This is a genomic window from Streptomyces sp. NPDC006512, assembly GCF_040611935.1.
Taxonomy (GTDB): Bacteria; Actinomycetota; Actinomycetes; order Streptomycetales; family Streptomycetaceae; genus Streptomyces.
In genome coordinates, this window is the sequence record NZ_JBEXPG010000003.1 from 122,530 (window position 1) to 137,610 (window position 15,081).

Annotated in this window: 13 protein-coding genes; 4 read left to right on the forward strand and 9 right to left on the reverse strand. The window is 72.5% G+C overall.

The annotated features are described in order from the left end of the window. Positions 1–87: 87 nt before the first annotated feature. The 7 genes from ABZZ17_RS03170 to ssd all read right to left on the reverse strand — a co-directional run bounded on the left by ABZZ17_RS03170 (position 88) and on the right by ssd (position 5,029). Complete coding sequence (locus ABZZ17_RS03170; protein WP_356871367.1) at positions 88–426, reverse strand: Rv3654c family TadE-like protein; 339 nt, start codon at positions 424–426, stop codon at positions 88–90. Further along, the gene (locus ABZZ17_RS03175; protein WP_356871369.1) at positions 423–800 is read right to left on the reverse strand and encodes a TadE family type IV pilus minor pilin; all 378 of its coding nucleotides are present in this window, start codon (positions 798–800) and stop codon (positions 423–425) included. Before ABZZ17_RS03175 ends, ABZZ17_RS03170 begins: the two co-directional genes overlap by 4 nt. Further along, on the reverse strand, positions 787–984 hold the full coding sequence (locus tag ABZZ17_RS03180; RefSeq protein WP_356871371.1) for a DUF4244 domain-containing protein: 198 nt from the start codon (positions 982–984) through the stop codon (positions 787–789). The genes ABZZ17_RS03175 and ABZZ17_RS03180 overlap by 14 nt, the downstream gene beginning before the upstream one ends. Positions 985–1,045: 61 nt before the next feature. Further along, positions 1,046–1,825 (reverse strand): type II secretion system F family protein, encoded by a 780-nt coding sequence (locus ABZZ17_RS03185; protein WP_356871373.1) that lies wholly within the window; start codon positions 1,823–1,825, stop codon positions 1,046–1,048. Further along, positions 1,825–2,709, reverse strand: coding sequence for a type II secretion system F family protein (locus ABZZ17_RS03190; RefSeq protein WP_356871376.1), 885 nt, complete (start codon positions 2,707–2,709; stop codon positions 1,825–1,827). Before ABZZ17_RS03190 ends, ABZZ17_RS03185 begins: the two co-directional genes overlap by 1 nt. Further along, positions 2,706–3,854 (reverse strand): TadA family conjugal transfer-associated ATPase, encoded by a 1,149-nt coding sequence (locus ABZZ17_RS03195; protein ID WP_356871378.1) that lies wholly within the window; start codon positions 3,852–3,854, stop codon positions 2,706–2,708. Before ABZZ17_RS03195 ends, ABZZ17_RS03190 begins: the two co-directional genes overlap by 4 nt. Then, positions 3,851–5,029, reverse strand: coding sequence for a septum site-determining protein Ssd (ssd, locus tag ABZZ17_RS03200; RefSeq protein WP_356871613.1), 1,179 nt, complete (start codon positions 5,027–5,029; stop codon positions 3,851–3,853). The genes ABZZ17_RS03195 and ssd overlap by 4 nt, the downstream gene beginning before the upstream one ends. A gap of 492 nt (positions 5,030–5,521) precedes the next feature. On the opposite strand from ssd, the gene ABZZ17_RS03205 reads away from it, so the two are divergent. Next, positions 5,522–6,391, forward strand: a complete 870-nt coding sequence (locus ABZZ17_RS03205) for an HAD-IB family hydrolase (protein ID WP_356871380.1) — start codon at positions 5,522–5,524, stop codon at positions 6,389–6,391. Between the two features lie 542 nt (positions 6,392–6,933). Here the strand turns inward: ABZZ17_RS03205 and ABZZ17_RS03210 are convergent. Further along, positions 6,934–7,755 (reverse strand): oxidoreductase, encoded by an 822-nt coding sequence (locus tag ABZZ17_RS03210; protein WP_356871382.1) that lies wholly within the window; start codon positions 7,753–7,755, stop codon positions 6,934–6,936. Between the two features lie 109 nt (positions 7,756–7,864). Between ABZZ17_RS03210 and ABZZ17_RS03215 the strand changes: the two genes are divergently transcribed. Continuing rightward, positions 7,865–8,908: an ATP-binding protein gene (locus ABZZ17_RS03215; RefSeq protein WP_356871384.1), complete on the forward strand. Its 1,044-nt coding sequence runs from the start codon at positions 7,865–7,867 to the stop codon at positions 8,906–8,908. Here ABZZ17_RS03215 and ABZZ17_RS03220 read toward each other — a convergent pair. Beyond that, entirely contained in the window at positions 8,853–10,160 is a 1,308-nt protein-coding gene (locus ABZZ17_RS03220) for a hypothetical protein (protein WP_356871386.1), read from the reverse strand. The two genes, ABZZ17_RS03215 and ABZZ17_RS03220, sit on opposite strands and share 56 nt — an antisense overlap. Before the next feature lie 235 nt (positions 10,161–10,395). Here ABZZ17_RS03220 and ABZZ17_RS03225 point away from each other — a divergent pair, with 235 nt between their 5' ends. Together ABZZ17_RS03225 and acs are read left to right on the forward strand one after the other, a co-directional pair. Continuing rightward, on the forward strand, positions 10,396–12,879 hold the full coding sequence (locus ABZZ17_RS03225; RefSeq protein WP_356871388.1) for a SulP family inorganic anion transporter: 2,484 nt from the start codon (positions 10,396–10,398) through the stop codon (positions 12,877–12,879). Between the two features lie 199 nt (positions 12,880–13,078). Continuing rightward, a complete protein-coding gene (acs, locus tag ABZZ17_RS03230) occupies positions 13,079–15,076 on the forward strand; it encodes an acetate--CoA ligase (RefSeq protein ID WP_356871390.1) in 1,998 nt (665 codons plus the stop codon). The last annotated feature ends 5 nt before the right edge of the window (positions 15,077–15,081 follow it).

Consider the following 15,081-nt stretch of genomic DNA (forward strand, 5'->3'; position numbering starts at 1 on the left):
CCGACCGACCCACGAACCCGACGACCAGACGGGTCAGACGGGTCAGACCGGTCAGACCGGCCGGGCAGGTCGGGCAGGTCAGGCCGGTCAGGCCGGGGGAAGAGGCGGGCCGGCGCGGGACGCCAGGGCCGGGGCGAAGGGACCCGCACGGACCCGGGCCGTGATCTCGGCCACTTCCCCCTCGACCCGGCACGCGGTCACCTCCGCGCCCTGGGCCCGGGCCACCCGCGCCGCCGCCGCGCAGGCCGCCCCCGGGCCGTGGGACCAGGTCGCGGCCGCCGCGAGGGCGGCCAGGTCAGCCGACGCACCCGCCCGGTGACGGGCCGCGACCGCCTGTCCGAGGAGCAGCACGCCCCCGAACACGGCCCCCAGAACCGTGACCACCACCGTCGCCCAGACCGTCGCGGAGCCCCGGTCCCGGCTCACGGCGGCGGCCCCACGCTGTCCTCGGCCAGGGCCACCGCCAGCGCCCCGAGCCGTACCGGCAGCCGGTCGGGCCCGGGCGCGGGGGCCGCGACCCTGACCCGCCAGAGGTCCCCCACCCGCTCCACTTCGACCTCCGCCCCCGGCGGGGCCGCCTCCCGGGCCGCGGCCTCCGCCACTCCCGCCGGCTCCGAGCGGGCCGCCGCCCGGGCCCCCGCCCGGGCGGCGTCCACGCACCGGATCTGGGCGGCCGCCGCCATCAGGGCCCACACGAGCAGGGCCGCGAACAAGACCAGCGCCGGGATCACCATCGCCGCTTCGGCCGTCACATATCCGCGGTCTCCGATTCCCGTCGGTTTTCGCTCAGAACGGCGCATCGAGCGCCTTCCCGATGGTCGACTGAAGTGCCGCCGAGACCACGTCACTCGTCACCACCTTGTACAGAACCGCGGCGAACGCACACGCCGCGATCGTGCCCATGGCGTATTCCGAAGTCGACATTCCCGCGTCGCTTCCGTGTCCGGCCAGCGCCTTACGCAGTCGGAACCAGATGATCCTCATGACAAACCTCCGGTGGGATTACGTTCTTGATGTGATTTCAGCTTGTGATTCCGCTGTTATTTCAGCTCCCGGCCAGCAGCCCCGAGGCCATTCCGATCACCACCGGGGCCACTCCGACCGCGAGGAACGCGGGGAGGAAGCAGAGCCCCACCGGGGCGGTGACGAGTACCGCCGCGCGCTGCGCCCTGGCGCCCGCCTGCCGCATGCGTTCCGCACGCAGGGCGGCGGCGATGCGGGAGACCGGCTCGGCGGCGGGGGCCCCGGTACGCGCGGCCCGCTCCAGGCACTCGGCCAGCCCCCTGGCACCCGGTATGCCCGCCAACCTCCCCCACGCCGACCCCGGTTCGCCGCCCAGGCGCAGCTCCGCCCCGGCCATCGCCAGGCGCTCCCCCACGGGGCCGCCCAGCGACTCGCCCACCACCTCGGCGGCCTCGACCGGCCCGGCCCCCGCCGCCAGACACGCGGCCAGCAGATCGGCGGCGAACGGCAACTGCCGTTCCGCTTCCCGGGGATCGACCCCGGCCTGTTGCCGGCCGGCCCTGAGCAGCAGGCGCCGCGCCCCGAAGGCCGCCGCGCACCCCACCAGGAGCCCTGCCGGGCCACCGATCAGGAGCCAGCCCGCCAGCAGTGCGCCGGCCGGCCCGGCCCAGGCCGTGACGGCGGCCCGGCTCCCGGGTTTCCACAGCGAGCGGCGCCGCCCGGGCTTGGCCCGGAACAGGCCCGCGATCCTGCGGCGCGCCGCCCTTCGCCCGAGCCCGGACCAGAGCGCGGAGGCAGCGCACCACACCAGCGCCGCGAGGCAGCACGCCATCCCCAACCTGTGGACCACCGATCCGCCCATCACCGCTCCCCCGCCCGCACGATCCGCCGGCACCACAGCAGCCCGAGCGCCTCCAGCACCCCGCCCGCAACCAGGCAGCCCCAGCCCATCGGGGAGTGGAGCAGCACGCGCAGGGGATCCGCGCCGAGCCCGGTACCGATCAGCAGGCCCACGAGCGGCAGCAGTGCGAGGACCACCGCCGTCGACCTGGCTCCGGCCAGCTGGGCCCGCAGCGACTCCTCCCGGTCCCGCTCGGCCCTCAACGCCCCTTCCAGCCGGTCCAGTCCGGCCGCGAGCCCCGCGCCGCCGTCCACCGAGACCCGCCAGCAGGCGGCCATGCCGGCCAGCCCTTCCGCACCCGGTTCCCGCGCGGCCTGTCGCAGCGCACCGGGTACGTCCCCTCCGAACGCCGCGGCGGCCAGTACGCCCGCCTCCGCGGCACCCGGACCGCCGGGGCCCGCGACCGTGCGGCGCAGCGCCACGGTGAGGGCCTGCCCGGGCTGCGCCCCTGCCCGCAGTTCCCCCACCACGGCCCCGCACAGGGCCGTCACCTCGGCGGCCCTGGCCGCACGGGCCCGCTCACCTTCCCGGGCCCGGAGCCACCGCCGCAGCAGCGGCACGGACGCCGCCCCCAACAGCAGCGGGATCACCGATCCGCCCCACAGGGCGACCGCCACGGCGGCCGCCGGTCCGGCCCACTCCGGCCACCGCACGGCCCGCACCCGCACCGCGGCCGCCCACCGCAGTACGCGCGGCGGCCCTCCCGGAAAGACCGCTCCGCCCCCGGCGAGTACCAACCGGGCCCGTCGCTGCGCCTGATCGCCCCCGGCCAGTACCCAGGCGGCCGCTCCGGCGCACAGCAGCCCGGCGAACACCGGCACCGAGCCGACCGGCACGCCGCTCATCGGGCACCCCCCAACAGCGGTCCCAGCCGCGCCCAGCCCCGCTCCCGCTGGAAGCCGCGTGGCCCCCAGCGCAGGGCGGGTACGGTCACCACCAGCCCGGCCGGGTCCCGCTCCAGCACGTGGACCTCGGCGACGCGGCGGCGGCCGTTGCGGTCGCGGGCGAGGTGGACCACCAGGGTCAGGGCCGCCGCCAGCTGGCTGTGGAGGGCGGCCCGGTCGAGACCGGCGGCCGTCCCGAGCGCCTCCAGCCTGGCCGGGACGTGCGCGGCGGCATTGGCGTGCACGGTGCCGCAGCCGCCCTCGTGCCCGGTGTTCAGCGCGGCGAGGAGGTCGGCGACCTCGGCGCCGCGCACCTCGCCGACGACGAGCCGGTCGGGCCGCATCCGCAGCGCCTGCCGGACCAGGTCCGCCAGGGTGACCAGACCCGCCCCTTCCTGGTTCGCGGGACGGGTCTCCAGCCTCACCACGTGGGGATGGTCGGGGCGCAGCTCGGCGGAGTCCTCGGCCAGCACGATCCGCTCGGCGGGTCCGACGAGGCCGAGCAGGGCGCTGAGCAGGGTGGTCTTGCCGGTCCCGGTCCCGCCGGAGACGAGGAAGGAGAGCCGGGCCTCGACCATCGCCCGGAGCAGCCGGTGCCCGCCCGGCGGAAGGGTCCCGGCGGCCACCAGTTCGTCCAGCGTGAAGGCCTTGGGCCGCACCACCCGCAGGGACAGGCACGCCGACCCGACCGCCACCGGGGGGAGTACCGCGTGGAGCCGGGTGCCGTCGGGCAGGCGGGCGTCCACCCAGGGCCGGGCGTCGTCGAGGCGCCGCCCGGCGACGGCGGCCAGCCGCTGGGCCAGCCTGCGTACCGCTTCGGCGTCGGGGAAGGTCACCCCGGTCAGTTCCAGTCCGCCACCGCGGTCCACCCACACCCGGTCCGGGGCCGCGACGAGCACGTCGGTGACCTCCGGGTCGGCGAGCAGCCGCTCCAGCGGCCCGGCGCCGACCAGTTCGGACCGCAACTCGGCGGCCACGCCGAGCACTTCCGCGTCACCGAGCAGGCGGCCCTGGGCCCGCAGGGCTGCCGCGACCCGGGCCGGAGTCGGCTCTCCGCCGCTCTCGGCGAGGTGCTGGCGCACCGCGTCCAGCAGGACCGCGCTCATGCCGGCACCCCCTGGGCGGAACCGAGCACACGCTGCCAGAAGCCGTCGCAGAAGCGGGCCAACGGGCCCCGCGCACCCGGTGGTTCCCCCTCGGAGACCCTCCCCGGGAGGCCCACCTCGACCGGCACCTCCCCGGCCAGCGGAACCCGCAGCAGGCCCGCGACGGCTTCGGCGTCGAGCCCTTCCGGGCAGCGGCCCCGTACGACCACCCGGACGTCCCGGGCCACCATGCGGACCCCGGCTGCCACCCGCCCCGCCGCGGCCACCGACCGCAGTTCTCCGGGCACCACCATGAGCACCAGGTCCAGTTGGGCGAGCACCTCCGCCACGGCCTCGTCCACCCGTCGGGGCAGGTCGACGACCACCACCCCGCCCCTCCGGCGGGCGGCGGCCACGACGGACCGCATCGCGGCGGGCGGCACCACCACCCGGTCTCCGCGGTCCCAGCTCAGTACCCGCAGCGCGTGCAGTTCGGGCAGGGACTCCGCCAGCGCCCCGGCTCCGACGCGGCCGCGCGAGGCGGCGAAGTCGGGCCAGCGCAGCCCTTCGGCACCCTCGCCTCCCAGCAACACGTCCATGCCGCCGCCGAGGGGGTCGCCGTCGATGAGGATGGTGCGCTCACCGGCGCGGGCGGCCCGCAGGGCGAGGGCGCAGGCGAGGGTCGACGCTCCGGCGCCGCCGCTGCCGCCGATCACTCCGACGGTGAGGGCGGGCCGGCCGGCGCCTTCCACCACGTCGGCGATGCGGTCGACGAGGAAGGTCTCGGCGTCGGGCAGCCGCAGCACCTCTTCGGCGCCGATCTCGACGGCCCGCTGCCACACCTCGGGGTCGTCGAGGTCCCGGCCGACGAGGAACACCCCGTCCCTGCGGGGAGCTCCGCGCACCCGGCGAGCGGCATCGTCTCCGACGAGTACGAGCGGGGCGCTCTCCCAGCCGGTGTCCCCAGGACGTGCGGCCGGATCCCGGCCGGTGTCCTCCCCGGCCCCGCCCCCACGGTCACCGCCGGTCCCGAACTGCTCCGGCACCGCGTGGTGCACATGGGGCTCGGCCCCGGCGGCGGCGCACAGCCGCAGCAGGTCGTCGAGCAGCAGGGGATCCTCGGTGATGATCAACGGCCGCCCGCCGCCCGGTGCGGCGCCGGCCGCCCGGCCCGGCAGTCCGCCCCCGCGGGCCACCACTGGTTCCGGCGCTTCACACGACTTCGATCCAGCCACGATCTCCGCCCCCTTCTCACAGCAAATCCAGGTGCCGCGGACTTCGCGGCTGGAATCACGGTGCAGGGATCCGGAAATTGAAGTGGATCTTGCATGAAAACTGTGGACAACAAGGCGGCTGTGAATAACTTCGCCACACCATCAGGTGAGTTCCGGAGCGCGGCGGAACAACTACGCAGCGTCACGAGTCTGAGGAGGTGAGGGCCTTCGCCACGAGGGCCGACCGAAGAGGGAGGACCGAAGAGATGGTCACTGAAGGCCGTTGGCACGGGACGCGAACCGCGTCCGGACATGCGACGACCCCCGCCGGGGGGGAGAGCGGGGGTCGTCCCCACGGTCCGACTCGGGGGGGGAGGAGCCAGACCGGGTTAGCACGGTCGCGAACGATCCGTGACTTCCATGGTGTACCCGAGAGCCTTCTCAGGCAAACCCACGCGCCACACCTTACGCCGAATGGTGGGCGCATATGCTCGGGTCGTGGAAAATCAGCCCTTGCCGCACTCCTCGCCTCGGACCGCCGCCTTCTTCGACCTGGACAAGACGGTCATTGCGAAGTCCAGCACTCTGACGTTCAGCAAGTCCTTCTACCAGGGCGGCCTGATCAACAGGCGGGCCGTGCTGCGCACCGCCTACACGCAGTTCATCTTCCTGGCCGGCGGCGCCGACCACGATCAGATGGAGCGGATGCGGGAGTACCTGTCCGCCCTCTGCAAGGGGTGGAACGTCCAGCAGGTGCGGGAGATCGTCGCCGAAGCCCTGCACGACCTGATCGACCCGATCATCTACGACGAGGCAGCATCGCTGATCGAGGCCCACCACACCGCGGGCCGCGACGTGGTGATCGTGTCCACCTCGGGGGCCGAAGTCGTCGAGCCGATCGGCGAGATGCTCGGGGCCGACCGCGTCGTGGCCACCCGGATGGTGGTCGGTGAGGACGGCTGCTTCACCGGGGAGATCGACTACTACGCCTACGGCCCGACAAAGGCGGAGGCCGTGCGCGAGCTCGCCGAGTCCGAGGGGTACGACCTCGCCCGCTGCTACGCGTACAGCGACTCGATCACCGACGTGCCGATGCTGGAGGCGGTCGGACACCCCCACGCGGTGAACCCCGACCGGGCGCTCCGCCGCGAGGCCGTGGCCCGGGAGTGGCCGGTGCTGGTGTTCAACAAGCCGGTCCGGCTGAAGCAGCGGCTGCCCGGACTGTCGATGCCCGCGCGCCCCGCCCTGGTCGCCGCGGCGGCGGTCGGCGCAGCGGCGGCCACCGCCGGGCTCGTCTGGTACGCCAGCCGCCGCCGGGCGGCCACGGGCGCCACGTCGGCCTGACGCCCCGCCCGCCCCCGGCCGCCCACACCCGCCCCCGCCCCGCGCCGCCCCGCCCGCCAGCCCGCCCGCTCGCCCACGCAGGCTGCGGGCCGGCAGCGGACTGTCCCGATCTGGGGCGATAAAGCATGTCCGGATCACCCCGGATCGTCCGGGAAAGTAAAGAACTCGGGCCAGGGGTTTCGCTCCGCTCGGAAGCGGAGTACAAAGGAGTCACGGCCCGCGAGACCAAAGAACATCCGAGAGGATCATCTTTAAAACGCAGTAAGGCCCACGGACCGAAGCAGGAACGCCGAGCACCCACGCGACGTCGACCCGTCGATTACGGGCCAGCCGCACCAGGTGACGGGCAAAGCTCCCGACCTGATGGGCAATTTTCGAGGACGCTTGGTAACTGGGCGCGAATGCCAGCGGCGACACCAAAGCAAGACGGTGTCGCCGCAACCCATGTCCAGGGCCGGGCCGCGGCGGGCTGACTGATCAGCGATCCGGCCCCGATGACACCTCGCCCGTCACCCCGCGCACCCCGCGCCCGCGTCCTGGCCTCAGGCCGCGCCGCGCTGGAGCGCCTCGCAGACGGCGGTCGACTCACGGACCCCGAGTTCGATGGCACGTCCGCAGTGCGCGATCCAGGCCGCCATCCCCTCCGGAGTACCGGATACGTAGCCCTCGAAGGCCGCGAGGTACGCCGCACGCCCCTGCTCCGCGTGACCGACCTCCGCCGGACAGATCGCCTTCGGGTCGAGACCACTGTTGATCAGCACGATGCGTTCGGCGGCCCGCGCGACCAGGCCGTTGTAGGAACCGAACGGACGCAGGGCCAGCAGTTCGCCGTGCACCACCGCACCCGTGATCAGCGCCGGGGCGGAGCCCCCCGCGATGATCAGGCGCGACAGCCCGTCCAGGCGCCCGGCGACCTCGTCGGCGCCGGGCAGCGGAAGCTCCACCAGGGGCTCGTCGACGGTCTCGCCGGCCAGCCGGGGCCTGCCGACGACGTCCCCCGCCTCGGTCGAGCCGGAAGCGACGAGGTGCAGACGGGCCAGAACCCGGAGCGGCGACTGGCGCCAGATGCTCAGCAGTTGCCCCGCCTCCGCCGTCAGGCGCAGGGCCGCGCCCACGGTCCGCGCTTCCTGCTCCGCGCCAAAGTCGGTCCGGCGGCGGACCTCCTCCAGCGCCCAGTCGGCGCCGGACAGTGCCGCGCTGCCCCGGGCGCCGCGCAGCGCGGCCTCCGAGGTGATCTCCCCGCTGCGGCGGCGCATCACCCGGTGCCCGTAGACCCGGTCCACTGCCTTGCGTACGGAATCCACGGACTCTGCGACACCCGGGAGCGAGCCGAGGGCCGCCAGCGGGTCAGAAGCGCTACTCATAAGTAGGGAGCCTACGCAGTGCTCACCCTTGGCACCGACCCCTCCTTGGAGTGGTCTTCTTCACTCACCTTGACCACAGTCCGCGTTCATGCCGCTACGCTTGGTGAACATGAAGATCGCTTTCGTGGGAAAGGGCGGCAGCGGCAAGACGACGCTGTCCTCCCTCTTCATCCGCCACCTCGCAGCCAATGAAGCCCCCGTCGTCGCGGTGGACGCCGACATCAACCAGCACCTCGGCGCGGCCCTCGGGCTCGGCGAGGACGAGGCCGCCGCGCTGCCCGCCCTGGGCGCGCACCTGCCGATGATCAAGGAGTACCTGCGCGGGTCCAATCCGCGCATCGCGTCCGCCGACAGCATGATCAAGACCACGCCGCCCGGCACCGGCTCGCGGCTGCTGCGGATCACCGAGGACAACCCGGTCTACGAGGCCTGCGCGCGCACGCTGCTCCTCGACGGGGACCCCGTCCGGCTGATGGCGACCGGACCGTTCACCGAGGCCGACCTCGGGGTGGCCTGCTACCACTCGAAGGTCGGTGCGGTCGAGCTCTGCCTCAACCACCTGGTCGACGGCCCCGACGAATACGTCGTCGTCGACATGACGGCCGGGTCGGACTCCTTCGCCTCCGGCATGTTCACCCGCTTCGACGTGACCTTCCTCGTCGCCGAGCCGACCCGCAAGGGCGTCTCCGTCTACCGCCAGTACAAGGAGTACGCCCGGGACTTCGGCGTCGCGCTCAAGGTCGTCGGCAACAAGGTGCAGGGCCCGGAGGACATCGAGTTCCTCCAGGACGAGGTGGGCGAGGACCTGCTGGTCACCTTCGGGCACTCGGACTGGGTACGGGCGATGGAGAAGGGGCGGCCGGCCGCCTTCGAACTGCTGGAGGCCACGAACCGGCTCGCCCTGCAGGCCCTCCAGGACGCGGCCGAGGACTCCTACGCCGGCCGGGACTGGTCCAAGTACACGGAGCAGATGGTGCACTTCCACCTGCGGAACGCGCAGAGCTGGGGGAACGCCAAGACCGGGGTCGACCTGGCGGAACAGGTCGACCCCGGCTTCGTCCTGCACGAGGCCGTCGGGATCCCCGGTGAGGCGCTGGTCAGCCCTCGTCCGACTCCGACTCCGACTCCTCAGCCTGTTCACCAGCCGGCTTGACCCCGGAGGCATCCGACGGGGCGGCCGGCCGAGCCGGCGGCCCCGCGGTGAGGAAGGTGCCCCAGCCCTGCTCGGGCGCCTCGCCGACGTCGAGGGTGCGCATCCACTCCAGGGTCTTGGGGTCCTGGGCGTCCAGCCAGTCGGCCAGCTCGCGGAACGGCACGCAGCGGACCTCGGGCTTGGTGCACATGCTCTGGATGGACTCCTCCACGGCACGCATGTAGGTGCCGCCGTTCCACGACTCGAAGTGGTTGCCGATGATCAGCGGCGCGCGGTTGCCCTGGTAGGCCCGGTCGAAGGCCTGGCGCAGGCCGTCGCGCATCTGGTCGCCCCAGTACCGGTGCTGCGAGGGGTCGCCCTGGGAGGTCGTGCCCGACTGGTTGACCATGTAGTTGTAGTCCATGCTCAGCGTGTCGAAGGCGCGCCCCGGCATGGGGACGAGCTGGAGCGGGATGTCCCAGAGCCCGTCGGTCTTCTTGGGCCAGATCTGCTTGCTGATGCCGCTGGAGTCGTAGCGGAAGCCCATGTCCTTGGCCGCCAGCATGAAGTTCTTCTGGCCTTCGAGGCAGGGGGTGCGGGCGCCGATGAGTTCCTTGTCGTAGTCGAACGGGAGGGCTTCCAGGTCCTTCAGGCCCGCGTTCGTCTTCCAGTTCTTCACGAAGGACTTGGCCTGATTGATCTCGCTCTTCCACTCCTCCACGGACCAGGTGCCGACGCCGCCCTCGGGTCCGCAGAAGTGGCCGTTGAAGTGGGTGCCGATCTCATTGCCCTCCAGCCAGGCCGCACGGACCTGGGTGGCGGTGTCCTTGATGCCCTGGAGGTCGCCGAAGCCGATGTCGGAGCGGCCGGAGTCGTGCTGCGGGGCGGTATAGAGGGAACGTTTCTCCTCCGGCAGCATGTACACGCCGCTGAGGAAGTAGGTCATGCGGGCGTTGTACTTCTTCCCGACCTCGCGGAAGTGCGAGAAGAGCTTCTGGCTGTCCTCGCCGGCGCCGTCCCAGGAGAACACCACGAACTGCGGCGGCTTCTCGCCCGGCTTCAGCTTCCGCGGCTTCACCACGTTCGGCTGGGGACCGGTGTAGGCGGTGGAACCGTCACCGATGGGCCGCATGACGCTGCCGGGGGCCTCCGGCGCGGCGGCGCCCTTCCTCACCTTCGACTTCGCGGGCTCGGACGTGCTGCACCCGGCGGCGCCCAGCACCAGGGCCGTGGCGACCAGGCCGCCGGCGATCTTCTTCGTGGCGGCGATCATCCGCACACCTCTCCCTCGCAGTTCCCAACGCAGGACTTCCGCGCCGCAACGTCCCACGGGGGCCACTTTGAAGAAGGTGTGACAAGCCGGACAAAATGCTTAATCACCCTTGAGTGCTAATTCGTACACCATTTGCCCCTATTATCCCCATCTTCTCTTTACTCTCCATTACCATCCATTTACCGAGCGTTGAGACTCCCGCCGCTTCATCCCTCCTCAGAGGAGACGGGACCCCATGACTGCCCCCACCCCGGCCGCGCCGAGCCCGGCCACCCAGAACCCCGACCCGCAGACCCCCACCGCAGCCGCCCAGACGCCCCCACCCCGCGGGAAGTTCTCCGCGGACCTGTCGGCCTCCATCGCCGTCTTCCTGATCGCCCTGCCGCTCTCCCTCGGCATCGCGCTCGCCACCGGAGCCCCCTTGCAGGCCGGGCTGGTGGCCGCGGCGGTCGGCGGGATCGTGGCCGGCCGGTTCGGCGGAGCCCCGCTCCAGGTGAGCGGGCCCGCGGCCGGACTCACCGTCGTGACCGCCGAGTTGATCCAGCACTACGGGTGGCGCACCACCTGCGCGATCACCGTGCTCGCCGGCTGCTGCCAGCTCGGGCTCGCCTTCCTGCGCACCGCCCGGTCCGCGCTCATGGTGAGTCCGGCGATCGTGCACGGCATGCTCGCGGGCATCGGCGTGACCATCGCCCTGGCCCAGCTGCACATCGTGCTCGGCGGCACCCCGCAGAGCTCGGCCGTGGCCAACGTCCAGGGTCTGCCGGCCCAGTTGGCCGACCTCCATCCGGCGGCGCTCGGGGTGAGCGCGCTGACGGTGTTCGTGCTGCTCGGCTGGTCCCGGGTGCCCGGGCGGGCAGGTGCGGTCCTGCGCAAGGTACCGGCCGCCCTGGCCGCCGTCGCCGCGGCCACGGCGTTCGCCTCGCTCGCGGGGCTCACCCTGCCCCGCGTCGATCTGCCCTCGTGGCGCAGTCACGCCCTGCCCGAACTGCCGGAAGGGCCGGTGCTCGGGCTGATCGCCGCCGTACTGACGATCACTCTGGTCGGCAGTGTGGAGTCCCTGCTGTCCTCCGTGGCCACCGACAAGCTGATCGCCTCCGAGCGCGGTACGGAGGACCGCCCGCCGCGCGCCGACCTGGACCGTGAACTGCGCGGCCAGGGTGCGGCGAACATCGTCTCCGGCGCGCTGGGCGGACTCCCGGTGACGGGGGTCGCCGTCCGCAGCGTCGCCAACGTCAAGTCCGGTGCCGTCAGCCGGAAATCGGCCATGTTGCACGGCTTGTGGGTGGTGATCGCGGCCGGACTGCTCGTCCCCGTCCTCGACCTGATCCCGCTCGCGGCGCTGGCCGCCCTGGTCATGGCCGTCGGGATCCAGATGGTGTCCATCACGCACCTGCGTACGGTCTCCCGGCACCGCGAGTCCCTGGTCTACGCGACGACCATCGTGGCCGTGGTGCTGGGCGGGGTGCTGGAAGGGGTCGCCATCGGAATCGCCGTGGCCGTAGCCGTGGCCCTGCACCGGCTCGCCCGGACACGGATCACCGTCGAGGAGCGGGACGGAGTCCACCGGGTCCGCGCGCGCGGCCAGTTGACCTTCCTCGCGGTGCCCCGGCTGAGCCGCGTGCTCAACCAGATCCCGCACACGGGACACACCGTGATCGAGCTGGACGGCTCCTTCATAGACCACGCCGCCTACGAGACCCTCCACGACTGGCAGGACTCCCACCTGGCGCACGGCGGTTCGCTGGAGGTCACCGGCCGCTCCGGCGCCGCGATCGCCGGGGGCGACGGGAGCGAGGGGGCGGAGGGCACGTCCGGTGGCGGGCACCGCGGCGACGCGGGCGGGCGCGGAGCGCACCAGTGCTGCCGGCCCTGGACGCCCTGGCAGAACCACTGCGACCACCGCGCCGTGAGCGCGGCCACCGCCGGCACCACCGGTGGCACCACCGGCGCCGGCTCCGCGGAAACCGGCGGCGCGGAGAGCGCCGGCCGCGCGGATTCCCGTACGCTGCCCGGCGCGGACGGGACAGCGGCTTCCGCCCGGCGGCGCGGGGCGGGCCAACTGGCCAACGGAATCAGCGCCTTCCAGCGGGACACCGCGCCCCGCGTACGGGACGAGCTGGCCCGGCTGGCCCGCGAAGGCCAGCGGCCCTCGCAGCTCTTCCTCACCTGCGCGGACTCCCGCCTGGTGACCAGCATGATCACGGCGAGCGGCCCCGGGGACCTCTTCACCGTCCGCAACGTGGGCAACCTGGTGCCGTTGCCGGGCGCCGAGTCCACCGACGACTCGGTCGCCGCGGCCATCGAGTACGCGGTGGACGTGCTCAAGGTCGACAGCATCACCGTGTGCGGGCACTCGGGCTGCGGGGCCATGCAGGCCCTGCTGAACTCCCACCCCGAGGCGCCGATGACCCCGCTGCGGCGCTGGCTGCGGCACGGCCTGCCCAGCCTGGAGCGGATGGGCAGCCGCCACCACGCGTGGGCACGGATCGCGGGACGGCTCCCGGCCGACGCCGTGGAGCAGCTGTGCCTGACCAACGTGGTCCAGCAGCTGGAGCACTTGCGGGCGCACGAATCGGTGGCCCGGCGGCTCGCCGAGGGCACGCTGGAACTGCACGGCATGTACTTCCACGTGGGCGAGGCCCAGGCGTACCTGCTGTCCGAGGGCGAGGACTTCTTCGACTGTCGGGTTTTCGACAGCGTCGGCCAGAGCGTCTGAGACGCCCCGCACCTGAACCGATACCCTCCCGTAACCGTGCAAGCGGTTGGCCCCTTCCCGCACCCTGCAGCGGGGAGGGGTCATTCGTGCGTCCGCCGCACGCCGCCGCACACCGTTCTTCGTACGGGCCCAGTCGTGGTATAGGTCTAAACCAATTCTCGGCTACCCCTTGTCACCTGGGCGTCTGAACTGATGAGCTATGCCCGGGGACACAACGGACACCCTGGGAAAGGGAGATGTCGTGAGCAATGACAGCCTGGCCAATCTGCTCAAAGAGGAGCGTCGGTTCGCACCGCCCGCCGCTCTGGCCGCCGCCGCCAACGTGACCGAGGCGGCGTACGCGCAGGCCGACGCGGACCGGCTGGGCTTCTGGGCCGAGCAGGCCCGGCGGCTGACCTGGGACACGGAGCCGACCGAGACGCTCGACTGGAGCAACCCGCCCTTCGCGAAGTGGTTCGCGGACGGCAAGCTCAACGTCGCGTACAACTGCGTGGACCGCCACGTCGAGGCCGGCAACGGCGAACGCGTCGCGATCCACTTCGAGGGCGAGCCCGGCGACAGCCGCTCGATCACCTACGCGCAGCTCAAGGACGAGGTCTCGCAGGCGGCCAACGCCCTCACCGAGCTCGGTGTACGGGCGGGCGACCGGGTCGCCGTCTACCTGCCGATGATCCCCGAAGCGGTCGTGGCGATGCTCGCGTGCGCCCGCGTCGGCGCCGCCCACTCGGTGGTCTTCGGCGGCTTCTCCGCCGACGCCGTCGCCTCCCGCATCCAGGACGCCGACGCCAAGCTGGTGATCACCGCCGACGGCGGCTACCGCCGTGGCAAGCCCAGCGCGCTCAAGCCCGCCATCGACGAGGCCGTGGGCAAGTGCCCGCAGGTCGAGCACGTGCTGGTCGTACGCCGCACCGGCCAGGACACCGCCTTCACCGAGGGCCGGGACGTCTGGTGGCACGACGTGGTCGCCCGCCAGTCCACCGAGCACACCCCGCGGGCCTTCGACGCCGAGCACCCGCTCTTCATCCTCTACACCTCGGGGACCACGGGTAAGCCCAAGGGCATCCTGCACACCTCCGGCGGCTACCTGACGCAGGCCGCGTACACCCACCACGCGGTCTTCGACCTCAAGCCGGAGACCGACGTCTACTGGTGCACCGCCGACATCGGCTGGGTGACCGGGCACTCCTACATCGTCTACGGGCCGCTCGCCAACGGCGCCACCCAGGTGATGTACGAGGGCACGCCGGACACCCCGCACCAGGGCCGGTTCTGGGAGGTCGTCCAGAAGTACGGCGTCACCATCCTCTACACCGCGCCCACGGCGATCCGTACGTTCATGAAGTGGGGCGACGACATCCCCGCGAAGTTCGACCTGTCGAGCCTGCGCGTACTGGGCTCGGTCGGCGAGCCGATCAACCCCGAGGCCTGGATCTGGTACCGCAAGCACATCGGCGGCGACCGCTGTCCGATCGTGGACACCTGGTGGCAGACCGAGACCGGCGCGATGATGATCTCCCCGCTGCCGGGGGTGACCGAGACCAAGCCCGGATCAGCCCAGCGCGCACTGCCCGGAATCTCGGCCACCGTCGTCGACGACGAGGCCAACGAGGTCGGCAACGGCGGTGGCGGCTACCTCGTCCTGACAGAGCCGTGGCCGTCGATGCTGCGCACCATCTGGGGCGACGACCAGCGGTTCATCGACACCTACTGGTCGCGCTTCGAGGGCAAGTACTTCGCGGGCGACGGCGCCAAGAAGGACGACGACGGCGACATCTGGCTGCTCGGCCGGGTCGACGACGTGATGCTGGTGTCCGGCCACAACATCTCGACGACCGAGGTCGAATCGGCCCTCGTCTCGCACCCCTCCGTCGCCGAGGCGGCGGTGGTCGGCGCGGCCGACGAGACCACCGGTCAGGCCATCGTGGCCTTCGTGATCCTGCGGGGCAGCGCCTCGGAGACGGACACCCTGGTCGGCGAACTGCGCAACCACGTCGGTGCCACGCTCGGCCCGATCGCGAAGCCGAAGCGGATCCTGCCGGTGCAGGAGCTCCCCAAGACCCGCTCGGGCAAGATCATGCGCCGTCTGCTGCGCGACGTGGCGGAGAACCGGGCGGTCGGCGACGTCACCACCCTGGCGGACTCCTCGGTGATGGACCTGATCCAGAACAAGCTGCCGAGCGCCTCCGACGAGGACTGACGGAC